The 14,304-nt window shown below is 58.4% G+C and carries 9 protein-coding genes; 6 read left to right on the forward strand and 3 right to left on the reverse strand.

Translation table 11 applies throughout. The annotated features are described in order from the left end of the window. Nucleotides 1-103: 103 nt before the first annotated feature. The 3 genes from bcsG to bcsE are packed head-to-tail and all read right to left on the reverse strand — an operon-like array spanning nt 104 to nt 3,521. A complete protein-coding gene (gene bcsG, locus Electrica_RS01065; protein ID WP_141963119.1) occupies nt 104-1,774 on the reverse strand; it encodes a cellulose biosynthesis protein BcsG in 1,671 nt (556 codons plus the stop codon). Then, a complete protein-coding gene (bcsF, locus tag Electrica_RS01070) occupies nt 1,771-1,968 on the reverse strand; it encodes a cellulose biosynthesis protein BcsF (RefSeq protein ID WP_131049206.1) in 198 nt (65 codons plus the stop codon). The genes bcsG and bcsF overlap by 4 nt, the downstream gene beginning before the upstream one ends. After that, nucleotides 1,965-3,521 carry a cellulose biosynthesis protein BcsE gene (bcsE, locus tag Electrica_RS01075; RefSeq protein WP_141963121.1) on the reverse strand — a complete coding sequence of 519 codons (1,557 nt, stop codon included), beginning with the start codon at nt 3,519-3,521 and terminating at the stop codon, nt 1,965-1,967. Before bcsE ends, bcsF begins: the two co-directional genes overlap by 4 nt. A 165-nt stretch (nt 3,522-3,686) precedes the next feature. Between bcsE and bcsR the strand changes: the two genes are divergently transcribed. The 6 genes from bcsR to bcsC are packed head-to-tail and all read left to right on the forward strand — an operon-like array spanning nt 3,687 to nt 14,187. Next, a complete protein-coding gene (gene bcsR, locus Electrica_RS01080; RefSeq protein WP_131049204.1) occupies nt 3,687-3,875 on the forward strand; it encodes a cellulose biosynthesis protein BcsR in 189 nt (62 codons plus the stop codon). An 11-nt stretch (nt 3,876-3,886) separates the two neighbouring features. Next, nucleotides 3,887-4,624: a cellulose biosynthesis protein BcsQ gene (gene bcsQ, locus Electrica_RS01085; RefSeq protein ID WP_141963123.1), complete on the forward strand. Its 738-nt coding sequence runs from the start codon at nt 3,887-3,889 to the stop codon at nt 4,622-4,624. Next, complete coding sequence (bcsA, locus tag Electrica_RS01090) at nt 4,621-7,239, forward strand: UDP-forming cellulose synthase catalytic subunit (RefSeq protein WP_141963125.1); 2,619 nt, start codon at nt 4,621-4,623, stop codon at nt 7,237-7,239. Before bcsQ ends, bcsA begins: the two co-directional genes overlap by 4 nt. 10 nt (nt 7,240-7,249) lie before the next feature. After that, nucleotides 7,250-9,613 (forward strand): cellulose biosynthesis cyclic di-GMP-binding regulatory protein BcsB, encoded by a 2,364-nt coding sequence (gene bcsB / locus Electrica_RS01095; RefSeq protein ID WP_131049201.1) that lies wholly within the window; start codon nt 7,250-7,252, stop codon nt 9,611-9,613. A gap of 6 nt (nt 9,614-9,619) precedes the next feature. Beyond that, on the forward strand, nt 9,620-10,726 hold the full coding sequence (gene bcsZ, locus Electrica_RS01100) for a cellulose synthase complex periplasmic endoglucanase BcsZ (RefSeq protein ID WP_131049200.1): 1,107 nt from the start codon (nt 9,620-9,622) through the stop codon (nt 10,724-10,726). Next, entirely contained in the window at nt 10,708-14,187 is a 3,480-nt protein-coding gene (gene bcsC / locus Electrica_RS01105) for a cellulose synthase complex outer membrane protein BcsC (RefSeq protein WP_141963127.1), read from the forward strand. Before bcsZ ends, bcsC begins: the two co-directional genes overlap by 19 nt. Nucleotides 14,188-14,304: the final 117 nt, after the last annotated feature.

Below are 14,304 nucleotides of genomic sequence, written 5' to 3' on the forward strand. Positions count from 1 at the left end.
GCAGTCTGCATCTCCTGGCCGACGCCGCGCCAGGAGATGAGCGAAGTGGCGAGGGGACTGGCGAGTCATGGCCGCAGAGAACCCCCTGCGGCCATTAACGGGGTTACTGCGGGTACGGTACCCAGCTTCCGCCGTTCAGCTGAACGTAGGGTTTCCCCTGGTACTGCACAACGATGGCGTTGGCGTTTTCCGATACCGCGGCGCTTTGCGGCAGATTGGCGGTGTACTGCTGCCAGTTCACGTTATCTTCGGTAAACATCTTGCCATCCAGCGCGCGAACCACCAGCTCCGACACGGCCAGATAGCTGGTTGGCTGGTCGATAATCAGCGGGGCGCCCTGATGCGGCGCCTTCATCCCGAAGAATTTCACCGCCGTCGGCACGTTGGTAATGGACGGGCTCGGGATATCACGCAGGCCAGAAACCTGCATTTTGTCACCCTTCAGCGCGCCGCCGTGCTCCGGTACGACCAGGACCATCACTTTACGGCCCGATTTTTCCAGCTCGCTAAAGAAGCTGTCCAGCTCGTCGAAGAGTTTCTGCGCGCGAACTTTGTAATCCGCCGTTTTGCTCTGGCCCGGGAAGTGGTTGCCGTCGTGCAGCGGCAGGGTGTTGTAGAAGGTGGCGTTGCGGGCGTTACCCTGTTTATTTTCGGTTTCCAGCCAGCGGTTGAGGGTCGCTAAGTCATCATAGACCGGCGAGCCATCAAAAGCCTGCAGGCTGACCGGCAGCCCCGTTTGGTCCATCAGCGGACTTTGCATCCCGCCTAAGCTACGCAGCTCTTTCAGGAAGTCGCCAAACTGGCCGTTGTGGCCGAGCATCAGCTGTTGGGTGAAGCCGAGTTTTGCCAGATTTTCGAACAGGTAGCAGTCGTTGCCCGACGGTTGATAGAGGTTGGAATGCGACAGCTGGCCGCAGCTTGCGCGCAGCAGTCGTACCGCCGCCGGGCCGCTGTAGGAGGTCGCCGAGTTAAAGTTTTTGAACACAATATCAAAATGCTTCCACAGCGGATGATCCATCAGCCCGGCGGCTTCAATATCGGACCACGACAGCGAGCAAATGTTGATAACCAGCAGGTCAAATGGCTGGGCATCGGCCGGGAGCTGCTCCGGGAACGGCGTTTTGCGTTTCTGTTCTGAGGCATAGAACGCGTTCAGCCAGTTGGTCAAATTCTCCGGGGTGGGCGGTTCGGTTTGTGGCGGAATATCGCCGCTGGCAGCAGGGGCGCCCGCCTGGGCCACCGTCGCGGTTGTCGTCTTCACGGTAGTCGCCGCTGCCGTCGGCTGGCCCGCAGGCCATAACGTAAAGGCCGGAAGCAGCGGGCCGATCGCCAGCCACAGCATAATGGCGCAGACGACCACTGTGACGCGCAGCCACTGGTTGATGAACATCCACAGTACCAGCAGCAGGAAGAAGGCGCCGACCATATTCCAGTTAATAAAGCGGGTTATCAGATCCCAGATATAGCTGGCGCTGAAGCCGGCAAGCTGCGAGCCCTGGCTGAAAATACTTTCCGGCCCCGGCAGCCAGGTATCATGCCAGAACAATCCAATGCCGATAGGAATAGCTATCCAGTGTCGCAGCCGGTGAAGTTGATATTTCGGCACAGGGACCAGTAAAAACGCGAGAAAGACCAGGTTGAGCATCGGATGAAAATTAAGATATCCCGCCCAAAGCAGCGCAAACTTCACCAGGAAGTAAAAATTCCAGCCGGCCAGGCCACGCCAGTATTGCCAAAGCGGCAATGGCGTCGCATTTGTTTTTGGATTCGTCATTTATTCACTTTGCCTTGCTGAGTTGTTGCTTCCCGGCGTAATACGCCAGCCGGTTTGACATAACGAGGTTTAAAGAACATTAAGCGTAAGGTGGTGCGAATTCGGCGCTGGTAATGGCGCGTCAGGTATCCCAGCGGAAAAAACAGCAGGGCACAGAGTACGATCAGCTGAAGAATATCGCTGATGGACATCATGACGTTTTCTCCCCGTCGGTAGACAAGCGATGCGGCTGAGGAATGCGTCGCCAGCTGCGCCCGTCATGGGTCGCATTAATCGGGAGATTTTTCTCCATCGTAACCGGCAGCGGCGTGTTCCACTGTTCCGGTGAAATACCCCGCATCAGCACAATTTCCGCAGTGATTTGTTTATCTTCAAACCAGACCATGCGGTTGGAAAAAATATCGCCGGTGGGCAACGGGAAAATATGGTTTAACGCGGTATCGAGGTCGTTTACGCGACAAAATGACAGAAACAGCACTAACCGGTTGTTGCCGATCGTCATGATATCGCCCAGACGGTTCGGTCGGCATAGCGTCAGCGCCTGCTCGACGCGCAGCCCCGGCGCCGGGCGCAGCGCCACCATCACGCCCTTGCTGTCCGCAGGCAGCATGGTGTTGGTCATCATGTTATGTACCGCGGCGCAGAAATCCCCCCACTTCTGGTAACCGCGTAGCTTGAGCGGCTGGCTCCAGGTCAGCAGGGTGGTGAAGTCTTCCGGGATATAGCGGGTGAACTTCTGTTTTTGCACGCTTTCCACTAACGTCAGACAGCGGGAAAGCGGTGCGCTGAAGGGGATAACCATATTCGCGCCGCTGCTGAGTAGCAGTCGCTCATCGGTCGTCCGCAGGCTAGGTCGCTGTTCGCGCACGACAATTTTCAACGCGCTGCCGCGCTGGCGGCGCAGCGTGTGAATATAGCGACCCAGTTGCTCAATCTGTTCGTTCTGCGTCAGGGAAAATAACAGCGTTGCCGCCTGCGCGGTGCGGGCGGCGTTAAATACGCCGTCATTGGTATCGAACAGCGTCCAGTATTCGGACAGGGCTGGCGCGCCTTCCAGCACTCGCAGGTTACTCAGGACGACCTTCTCATCGCTGCGCGGCTGCACCATGGCCTCTTCTTCTTCAGCCAGTCGCCAGCCGTCCTCATCCTGGATGAGCGTCAGTTGCTGTTGCGCGCTCATTCCTTTTTCACTGCCCCACCAGACGATATCAAACAGAAAACTATCGCCCTGATAACGAATGCTCGCCAGCCCGGAAAGCGCCCGGTACTCGCGTAATAATGGCGAAAGCTGCTTGTCTATATCATTATCGGAATTAAGTATTAATAAGGAACACTTATGATATTTAGCCCACTGGTGAGATTTTTCTACCCACGCGATCATCTTCTCGCTTTTTATTTTTTTCCATGCATTTTCAGCGCATAGCAAAATAAAAAAGTAACTGGCTGGATCGACGGAGCACAGTAAATCACGATGCATTTCTTCCAGCCCGGCCGTCAGGTCAGGCATACTGAATAACGCCACTTTTTCCGGGCCGCGCCCCTTTTTTAATGATATGATTTTATTTGGTTTTTCACCCATGACAATGGCAGCGACTTTACATTCTTTCTCCTGGGCCGCCAGGGTTTGATTGAGCAGGCTTACCGCGTCAGGATAGCGATCGACGTTCAGCCACCACACGCCCCCGACGGGCATATGACAGACTTCGTCCCATAGTGATGAAATACCTAAAGTATAAACGATATTCACGTCGTTCCTCGCGAGCCCTGATTCATACTGGATCAGTTTACTAGCGAAAGCGTCAGAGTAAACCTAACATTGAATTTAAAGGGTATCAGTTTTAGCATGGGCGGCTTGAGAATGAGCCTATTGCACATTGGGTTTTATTTATGTGTTTTTTGAATGGACAGCGAAATGCCAGGAAAAGAGCCTTTAGTACCCTCAGATGCAACGCTGGGTTATACCTTTCAAAATGATTTCCTGGCGTTAAGCCGGGCATTTTCCCTGCCCGAAATTGATTACCACGACATTTCCCGGCGCGAGCAGTTAGCCGCGGCGCTGCAACGCTGGCCATTATTGGCGGAATTCGCCGAGAAAAAGTAAGGACGCCGTCGATGGCTATTCTTGGATTACAGGGTATCCGCGGTGGTGTGGGCACCACGTCGATTACCGCTGCACTCGCCTGGGCGTTACAGCTTCTCGGGGAGAAGGTTCTGGCGATCGACGCCAGCCCGGATAATATGCTGCGCTATTTTTTCAACGTTGATGCGACGCATCGCGACGGTTGGGCGCGCTCGTTGCTTGATGGTGGCGACTGGCGTGACGCCGGTATCCGTTATACCTCGCATATTGATATTTTGCCTTTCGGCCTGCTCTCACCTGGCGAAAGAGAGAACGTTGATAAGCTCTGTCCGATGCTGGAGTCCTTTGTCGGCATGGTGGCGAAACTGGCTCAACAGGGCGATCATCGCTGGCTGCTGCTGGATTTACCGGAAGGGTATTCCCCGTTGACTCGTTCGCTGCTGAGCGCCTGCGATCGCACGCTGGTGGTGGTGCATCCGGACGGCAACAGCCATATTCGCCTGCATCAACAGGCGCTGCCAGCGAAGGGCGATATTCTGATTAACGATCTGCGCGTCGGCAGCCAGCTACAGGCAGATTTACATCAGCTGTGGCTGGAGAGCCAGCGCCGTATTTTGCCGGTCGCGGCCCATCGTGATGAGGCGATGGCGGAGTGTCTGGCGGCGAAGCAGCCGCTGGGGGAATACCGTTCTGATTCGCTGGCCGCCGAGGAGATCCTGACCCTCGCCAACTGGTGCTTGCTGCACTATTCCGGCAAGGGGACGCCATGATGCGCCTGAGCACCCTGTTACTGGCGCCCCCGGTGGCGCAACGCCTGAGCGAACGCTACAGCGATTATCGCCAGCATGGCGCATCGTGGCTGTCCGCATCGTTGGGCTGCCTGTGGGCGTCGCTGGTCTGGGCGCTGATGCCGCTGGAAACACCGCGCTGGCAGGCGATTCTGAACAACCATCGTGACTACTTCCCGCATATCAATCCCCATCGCCCGCGGCTGCTGGATCCGCTGCGCTATCTGCTACAGTCCCTGTGGCTGCTGGTGACGCATGTACCCGGGGCAGATAAAAAGGCGAACTGGCGTTCGTTTGTCGCCATCGAAGGGGTGCACGGACGCTACACCCAGTGGCTGGATACGCTTCCCGAACGGATGAACAGCCGAACCGCCCATCTGAATAAACACAAAGAGCTGGCGCACGTCAGCCCGAAGCTGCGCAAGGCGATTCTCGGCGTGGTCGTCACTTTCTCGCTGCTGCTGTCGCTGCTGTGTATTACCCAGCCCTTTAACCCGCTTTCGCAGCTTATTTTCCTGCTGTTGCTGTGGGGCGTGGCGCTGCTGGTACGTCGTATTCCCGGACGTTTTTCGGCCCTGATGCTGATTGTCCTCTCGCTGACCGTCTCCTGCCGCTACATCTGGTGGCGCTATACCTCGACGCTGAACTGGGACGATCCTGTCAGCCTGGTGTGCGGCGTTGTGCTGCTGTTTGCTGAAACCTACGCCTGGCTGGTGTTGGTGCTGGGCTATTTCCAGGTGATATGGCCATTGAACCGCCAGCCGGTCCCGTTACCCAAAGATATGGCCGAGTGGCCGACGGTGGATATTTTCGTTCCCACCTACAACGAAGACCTTAACGTGGTGAAAAACACCATTTATGCGTCGCAAGGCATCGACTGGCCGAAAGATAAGCTCAATATCTGGATCCTTGATGACGGCGGGCGCGATGAGTTTCGTCAGTTCGCCAAAGACGTCGGCGTGCATTACATCGCCCGCACGACTCACGAGCATGCCAAAGCCGGGAATATCAACAACGCGCTGAAGTACGCCAAAGGCGAATTTGTGTCGATCTTCGACTGCGACCACGTGCCGACGCGCTCGTTCCTGCAGATGACCATGGGGTGGTTCCTGAAAGAGAAAGAGCTGGCGATGATGCAGACGCCGCACCATTTCTTCTCGCCCGACCCGTTTGAACGCAACCTGGGACGTTTCAGGAAAACGCCGAACGAGGGGACCCTGTTTTACGGCCTGGTGCAGGATGGTAACGATATGTGGGACGCCACCTTCTTCTGCGGATCCTGCGCGGTGATTCGTCGCGTCCCGCTGGATGAGATTGGCGGTATCGCTGTGGAAACGGTGACCGAAGATGCCCACACCTCCCTGCGTCTGCACCGTCGCGGTTACACGTCTGCCTATATGCGCATTCCGCAGGCTGCCGGCCTGGCGACCGAAAGCCTTTCGGCGCATATTGGCCAGCGTATTCGCTGGGCGCGTGGCATGGTGCAGATTTTCCGCCTGGATAACCCCTTGTTTGGTAAAGGACTTAAGTTTGCCCAGCGGCTCTGTTACGTCAACGCGATGATGCACTTTTTATCCGGTATTCCCCGGCTTATCTTCCTCGTCGCGCCGTTGGCGTTTTTACTGCTGCACGCCTATATCATCTATGCGCCGGCGCTGATGATCGCGCTTTTCGTCTTACCGCATATGATTCACGCGAGCCTGACGAACTCGAAAATTCAGGGTAAATATCGCCACTCTTTCTGGAGCGAAATCTACGAAACGACGTTGGCCTGGTATATCGCGCCGCCGACCTTTGTCGCGCTGATTAACCCGCATAAAGGCAAGTTCAACGTGACGGCGAAAGGGGGGCTGGTGGAGGAAGAGTACGTCGACTGGGTCATTTCCCGCCCCTATATCTACCTGGTGCTGCTCAATCTGGTGGGCGTGGCTGCGGGGGTCTGGCGTTACCTCTACGGCCCGGAAAACGAGATCCTGACCGTGTGGGTCAGTATCGTCTGGGTGTTCTATAACCTGGTTATCCTTGGCGGCGCGGTGGCGGTCTCGGTGGAAAGTAAACAGGTCCGCCGTTCGCACCGCGTCGAAATGAGCATGCCGGCGGCAATTGCGCGCGAAGATGGCCACCTGTTCTCCTGTACCGTGCATGACTATTCCGATGGCGGGCTGGGGATCAATATTCACGGTAAGGCGCAGGTGCTGGAAGGGCAGCAGGTGAATCTGCTGCTCAAACGCGGCCAGCAGGAATATGCCTTCCCGGTCAGGGTCGCGCGCGTGAATGGCAGCGAGGTCGGTTTGCAGCTGATGCCGTTGACCAATCAACAACATATTGATTTTGTACAGTGTACGTTTGCCCGTGCTGATACGTGGGCGCTTTGGCAGGATAGCTTCCCGGAAGATAAACCGATGGAAAGCCTGCTGGATATCCTGAAGCTGGGGTTCCGTGGATATCGTCACCTGGCGGAGTTCTCGCCGCCGTCGGTGAAGGTTATTTTCCGCTCGCTCACCATGCTGGTTGCCTGGGTAGTCTCGTTTGTTCCCCGTCGGCCTCAACGTGCCGCGGCGATACTCTCTTCGGAACCAGAAATGGCTCAACAATGATGATAATGCGATGAAAAGAAAACTCTCCTTGATTTGTGCAGTGGCTGTGGGAATGGCTGGTTGGTCATCCTTCGCCTCTTTTGCGGAGCCGACGACCGCCATTGCGGCGGCGCCAGCCCCTGCGGCGACGGATCCACTAGCCGGTGGGCTGACGGCCCCGGCCCCGGTCATTGCCGACAGCCAGCCGACGGCAGCCCTTGCCGCGCCGCCGGCGCCGGCGGTCGTCATGGAGAATGTGCCGACCCGCGACGTGAAGCTCTCTTTTGCCAGTATCGCTCCGGCGCCGGGCAGTATGGTGCTGCGCGGAGCGCACCCCGACGGCTCGGTAGAGTTTGGCATGCGCAGCGATGAGGTTGTGACGAAAGCCCTGCTGAATCTCGACTATACGCCGTCTCCTTCGCTGCTGCCGGTGCAGTCGCAGTTGAAGGTGTACCTCAATGATGAGCTGATGGGCGTCCTGCCGGTCACCAAAGAGCAGCTGGGTAAAAAAGTCAGCGCGCAGATCCCTATCGATCCTCTGTATATCACCGACTTTAACCGCGTGCGGCTGGTGTTTGTCGGCCATTATCGCGATGTGTGTGAGAACCCGGCCAGCAGTACGCTATGGCTGGACGTCGGGCGTGACAGCAACCTGGACCTGACCTATCAGGCGCTGGCGGTGCGTAACGATCTGTCCCATTTCCCGGTACCGTTCTATGACCCCCGGGATAACCGTTCGTTGATGTTGCCGATGGTTTTTGCCGCCTCGCCGGATGCCCGGCAGCAGCAGGCGGCGGCGATTGTCGCCTCCTGGTTCGGCAGTAAAGCCGGCTGGCGCGGCCAGGCGTTCCCGGTGCTGTTCAACACACTGCCGGATCGCAACGCCATCGTGTTTGCGACCAACGATAAGCGCCCGGACTTCCTGCGGGAACATCCGCCGGTGAAGGCGCCGACCATCGAAATGATCGACCATCCTGACAACCCTTACGTCAAGCTGCTGGTGGTTTTTGGCCGCGATGACAACGATCTGCTGCTGGCCGCCAGGGGCATTGCGCAGGGCAATATTCTGTTCCGTGGCAGCAGCGTGGTGGTCGACGACGTCAAAGAGTTGCAGGCGCGTAAACCTTATGACGCGCCGAACTGGGTGCGTACCGATCGTGAAGTCACCTTCGGCGAACTGAAAACCTATGCCCAGCAGCTGCAGTCCAGCGGCCTGGTGCCGGATTCCATTAACGTGGCGCTGAGTCTGCCGCCGGACCTCTATTTGCTGCGCGCCAACGGCATCGATATGCGGCTGAACTATCGCTACACCATGCCGCCTATCAAAGACAGCTCGCGCATGGATATCAGCCTCAACGACCAGTTCCTGCAATCCTTCAGCCTGAACAGCTCTCAGGACGTGGATAAATTGATATTGCACCTGCCGGTGCTACAGGGGCTGCTGGACGGTAAGACCAACGTCAGTATCCCGGCGCTGCGTCTCGGGGCGATAAACCAGCTGCGGTTTGATTTCCAGTACATGAACCCGATGCCGGGCGGCTCTATCGATAACTGTATTACCTTCCAGCCGGTGCAGAACCACGTGGTTATTGGTGACGATTCGACGATTGACTTCTCGAAGTATTATCACTTTATTGCCATGCCGGATCTGCGCGTGTTCGCCAGTGCCGGCTTCCCGTTTAGCCGGATGGCCGACCTGTCTGACACGCTGATTGTGGTGCCGCCCGCGCCGACGGAGGGTCAGGTGGCGACGCTACTGGAATCCGTTGCCGGTATCGGCGCGCAGACCGGTCTGGCGGGGATCAATATGCAGATCACCGATGATGGCAGCAAAATTAAGGATAAAGACGCCGATCTGCTGTTGATTGGCTCGATTCCGCCAGCGCTGAAAGATGACACCAAAATTAGCCTGCTGGTCGATGCGACAAAGAGCTGGGTGAAGATGCCGATGCGTCATTACGACCTGCCGGGCATTTATCCGGACGATGAGGCCAGAACGCCCAATACGCGCACGGATATCACCTCCTCCGGGCCAATGGCGGCCATTATCAGCTTCCAGTCGCCGTATTACGATCAACGCAGCGTCGTGGCGCTGCTGGCGGACAGCCCGCGCGGTAACGAACTGCTGAACGGCGCGCTGAACGACAGCGGTAAGCGGGCGGCGATGTTTGGTTCCGCCTCGGTGATTCGCGAATCCGGGGTGAACAGCCTGCGCGTGGGCGATATCTATTATGTCGGGCACCTGCCGTGGTTTGAGCGTATCTGGTTTGCGCTGTCCAACCACCCGGTGCTGCTGGCGATTCTGGCTGCGGTGAGCATTGTGCTTCTGGCATGGGTACTGTGGCGCATGCTGCGTATTCTCAGCCGTCGTCGTCTCCACCTTGATGATGAGTAAGCGATCATGAACCCGATTCGCGCAGTTATCCTGTCGGTTCTGATGCTGGCGGCAGCGCAGGTGAGCGCCGCCTGCCAGTGGCCGGCCTGGGAGCAATTTAAAAATGAGTATGTGAGTACCGAAGGGCGGGTGGTTGATCCCGCCGATTCGCGTAAAATCACCACCTCCGAAGGGCAAAGCTATGCCTTGTTCTTCGCGCTGGCGGCAAACGATCGCGACGCTTTCGGCAAGCTGTTGCAATGGACCCAGAACAATCTGGCGGCGGGCGACCTGCGTGCGCGCCTGCCGGGCTGGCTGTGGGGCAAGAAAAGCGAAGATGAGTGGACGCTGCTGGACAGCAACTCCGCGTCTGACTCCGATTTATGGATAGCCTGGTCGCTGCTGGAAGCGGGGCGGTTGTGGCAGGTGCCGCAGTACACCGAGATGGGCAAAGCGCTCCTGGCGCGTATCGCCGGGGAAGAAGTCGCGGATGTGCCGGGGTTCGGACCGATGGTGCTGCCCGGCAAAGTTGGTTTTGCCGACGATAAAGGCTGGCGTTTTAACCCCAGCTATCTTCCGCCGCAGCTTGCCAGCTACTTCAGCCGTTTTGGCGCCCCGTGGCCGAAACTGCGCGACAGCAATCTGCGTTTTCTGCTGGAGACGGCGCCGAAAGGTTTTTCTCCTGACTGGGTGCGTTACGAAAAAGGACAAGGCTGGCAGTTGAATGCGGACAAACCGATAATCGGCAGCTACGACGCGATTCGCGTCTATCTGTGGGTCGGGATGCTCGATGATGGGGATACACAGAAAGCGCGGCTGTTGGCTCGTTTTAAACCGATGGAAACGCAGACGATTCGCCAGGGCGTACCGCCGGAAAAAGTGAATATCGCGACCGGTAAAACGACCGGCAATGGCCCGGTCGGATTTTCAGCGTCGATGCTGCCGTTTTTACACAATGACGACGCCCGGGCGATACAGCGCCAGCGCGTTGCGGACCACTATCCTGGCGCCGATGCCTACTATAACGTGGTCCTGACTCTTTTTGGCCAGGGATGGGATCAACACCGTTTCCGTTTCACGGCGGATGGCGAATTACGACCTGACTGGGACCAGCAATGCGTAAGTTCAGATTAAGTATTATCGCGCTGTCTCTCGGGGTCGGCCTGCTGCCGCAGGCGCAGGCGGCGACCACCCCTGCCGAGGAGCATCTGCTGGAGCAGGTCCGGCTGGGTGAGGCGAGCCAGCGTGAAGATCTGGTTAAGCAATCCCTTTATCGCCTGGAGCTGATTGACCCCAATAACCCGCAGTTAATTGCCGCGCGAATGCGTTATCTGTTGCGCCGGGGCGACACCGACGGCGCTAAAAAACAGCTCGACAGGCTGGCGAAGCTGGCCCCCGATTCCGCAGAGCTGAAATCCTCCCGTAGCGAAATGAACCTCAGCACCGGCGACGGGAGGCAGGAGCTTCAGCAGGCGCGCTTGCTGGGGGTATCGGGGCATGTAGAAGAGGGCGTGGCCGCCTTTGAAAAATTGTTCGGTGGCGTGCCGCCCGATCAGGCCCTCGCGATTGAATACTGGACGCTGGTGGCTCGACTCCCGGCGCGGCATAAAGAAGCCGTCGCTCAGATGAAGAAACTGGATGCCAGCTCTCCGGGCAATGCCGACCTGCAGGCGTCGCTGGCCAAACAGATGTTTGCCGACGATAAGCCGGAGGAAGGGTTTGCTTATCTCGAACAAATGGCGCGCTCGGCCGCCGGTCGCGGCACCGCGGCCGATATGTGGCTCAGCGAAATCAAAGATATACCGGTCAGCCGGACCAGCGTGCAGGAACTACAGCGTTTCCTGGTCCTGTTCGCCACCGGGGAATCGGCAGCGAATGCCCGCCTGTTGCTGGCTCAGCAACAGGCTCAGTTGCAGGATCCGACGTTTCGCCTGCGGGCTGAGGGATTGGCTGCGGCCAAAAATGATAACTCCGCCCAGACCGTGGCCAATTTACAGCAGGCTGTACGAGCCGATGCCAGGGACAGCGACGCGGTGGGCGCGCTGGGCCAGGCCTATTCGCAGCGTGGCGACAGAGCCCGTGCCGTCGCACAGCTGAACAAAGCGATCGCGATGGATCCGAAAAGCCCGAATCGCGATAAATGGGACAGCCTGCTACAGACCAACCGCTACTGGTTGTTGATCAAACAGGGCGATAACGCGCTGAAGGCCGGAGAGCTGGATCGGGCACAACACTATTATGCGCAGGCTCAACGGGTCGACGGCAGCGATAGCTATGCGGTGCTCGGGCTCGGGGATGTGGCGGCGGCGCGCAAAGATAATGCGGCAGCGGAACGCGACTACCAGCGCACCCTGCGGATGGATCGTGGCAACAACCTCGCGGTGCGCGGGTTGGCTAACCTTTATCGTGCGCAATCGCCGGAAAAAGCCAGCGCTTACATCGCCAGTCTGTCGCCTGCCCAGCGGCGCAGCATTGATGATATCGAGCGCAGCCTGACCAATGAACGCCTGGAAAAACAGGCCGAAGCGCTGGAGAGCCAAAGCAACTGGGCGCAGGCGGCGGAAATTCAGCGTCGGCGTCTGGCGCTTGACCCGGATAGCGTGTGGATTACCTACCGTTTATCCCGTGATTTAGTCAGCGCAGGCGAACGGGCACAGGCCGATACGCTGATGCGTAATATGGTCAGCCGCAAGCCGGGAGATGCCGAGCGGGTTTATGCCTGGGGTCTCTATTTATCCGGTAATAATCAGGACGATCTGGCGCTGGCGCAGCTTGCTGCCCTGCCGCGCAGCCAATGGACGGATAACATTCGTGAGCTGGACGCGCGTCTGCAAAGCGCTAAGGTGATACGCCAGGCTAACCAGCTGCGCGACAGCGGCCAGGAAGCACGGGCTATCGCCCTCATTCAACAGCAGCCGCCGCTGGTTCGCTACCGGCTGACGCTGGCGGACTGGGCGCAGCAGCGCGGCGATAGCCAGACGGCGATTGCGCAGTATAACGCGGTGCTGAGTCAAGAGGCCGATAACGGCGATGCCCGTCTGGGACTGGCGGAAGTCTACCTTGCCGAAGGCGATAAAAATGCCGCGCGCGCCCAGGTCAGCCAGTTGAAAGGCGGGGAGAGCGATTCCATCAATATGCAGCGGCGGGTGGCCCTGGCGAACGCGGGATTGGGCGATATCGCCCAGGCCCGACACATTTTTGACCGCATCATCCCGCAAGCTAAAGCGCAGCCGCCGTCTATGGAAAGCGCGCTGGTGCTACGTGATGCCGCCCGATTCCAGGCCCGGAGCGGCCAGCCGCAGGTGGCGCTGGAGAGTTATAAAGATGCCATGGTGGCTTCTGGCGTGACCCCGGTCCGCCCGCAGGATAACGATGCCTTTACCCGCCTGACCCGCAACGACAGCAGCGATGACTGGCTGAAGCGCGGGATCCGCAGCGACGCCGCGGATCTCTATCGCCAGCAGGATCTTAACGTCACCCTCGAACATGATTTCTGGGGCTCGAGCGGTACCGGCGGCTATTCCGATCTTAAAGCGCACACCACGATGCTGCATGTGGAGGCGCCGCTCGCCGATGGACGCATGTTCTTGCGCACCGACCTGGTTAATATGGATGCCGGTAGCTTCGCGACGAAAAGCGACGGCAGCTATTCGCCAAACTGGGGAACCTGCGGGGAAATCGCCTGTACCAGCGGTAGCAAGAACCAGACCGACGGGGGAGCCAGCGTCGCGGTAGGCTGGAAGAATGAGACCTGGAGCGCGGATATCGGCACGACGCCGATGGGTTTCAACGTGGTTGATGTGGTGGGCGGACTGAGCTACAGCAACGATCTCGGGCCGTTCGGCTACACCCTCAATATGCATCGCCGGCCGGTTTCCAGCTCGCTACTCGCTTTTGGCGGACAGCAGGACAGCAGCAGCCATACCGGGACAACCTGGGGCGGCGTCCGCGCTGACGGCGGCGGCGTGAGCATGAGCTACGATAAGGGCGAGGCTAACGGCGTCTGGTCTTCGCTGGGCGTCGATCGGCTCACGGGGAAAAACGTGGCCGACAACTGGCGCGTGCGCTGGATGAGCGGTTACTACTATAAAGTCATCAATGAAGATAACCGCCGCGTCACCGTGGGCCTGAACAATATGCTCTGGCACTATGACAAAGACCTGAGCGGCTATACCCTCGGCCAGGGCGGCTACTATAGTCCGCAGGAGTATCTCTCGTTCGCGGTACCGGTCACCTGGCGTCAGCGCACGGAAAACTGGTCATGGGAACTGGGAGGGTCCGTCTCCTGGTCCCACTCGCGTACCAAAACCATGCCGCGCTATCCGTTGCTGAATTTGATTCCCGCGGACTACCGGGCCGATGCCAGTCCGTTGACGGAACAAGGCGGCAGCAGTCAGGGCTTTGGTTACACCGCCCGGGCGCTGGTTGAGCGACGAGTTACCGGCAACTGGTTCGTGGGGGCGGCGGTGGATATTCAACAGGCGAAGGATTATACCCCGAGCCATGCGCTGCTCTACGTACGCTATTCGGCCGCCGGCTGGCAGGGCGACATGGATATGCCGCCACAGCCGCTGGTGCCTTATGCGGACTGGTAGCAGAATAGCCTGAATTACGCGATCTGGCGTCACTCCACCCGCCGGTTCGCGTATACTCGTCAAACTTCGCCCGTCTGTGTCAATTCTCTCTCCCCCGGTAGCGCTATGCGCCGGGGC

It is taken from the genome of Klebsiella electrica (assembly GCF_006711645.1).
Taxonomy (GTDB): domain Bacteria; phylum Pseudomonadota; class Gammaproteobacteria; order Enterobacterales; family Enterobacteriaceae; genus Klebsiella; species Klebsiella electrica.

Coding starts and splice junctions, on each gene's coding strand:
- bcsG (WP_141963119.1), bottom strand. CDS start 1,774: ATGACGAATCCAAAAACAAATGCGACGCCATTGCCGCTTTGGCAATAC.
- bcsF (WP_131049206.1), bottom strand. CDS start 1,968: ATGATGTCCATCAGCGATATTCTTCAGCTGATCGTACTCTGTGCCCTG.
- bcsR (WP_131049204.1), top strand. CDS start 3,687: ATGCCAGGAAAAGAGCCTTTAGTACCCTCAGATGCAACGCTGGGTTAT.
- bcsQ (WP_141963123.1), top strand. CDS start 3,887: ATGGCTATTCTTGGATTACAGGGTATCCGCGGTGGTGTGGGCACCACG.
- bcsA (WP_141963125.1), top strand. CDS start 4,621: ATGATGCGCCTGAGCACCCTGTTACTGGCGCCCCCGGTGGCGCAACGC.
- bcsB (WP_131049201.1), top strand. CDS start 7,250: ATGAAAAGAAAACTCTCCTTGATTTGTGCAGTGGCTGTGGGAATGGCT.
- bcsZ (WP_131049200.1), top strand. CDS start 9,620: ATGAACCCGATTCGCGCAGTTATCCTGTCGGTTCTGATGCTGGCGGCA.
- bcsC (WP_141963127.1), top strand. CDS start 10,708: ATGCGTAAGTTCAGATTAAGTATTATCGCGCTGTCTCTCGGGGTCGGC.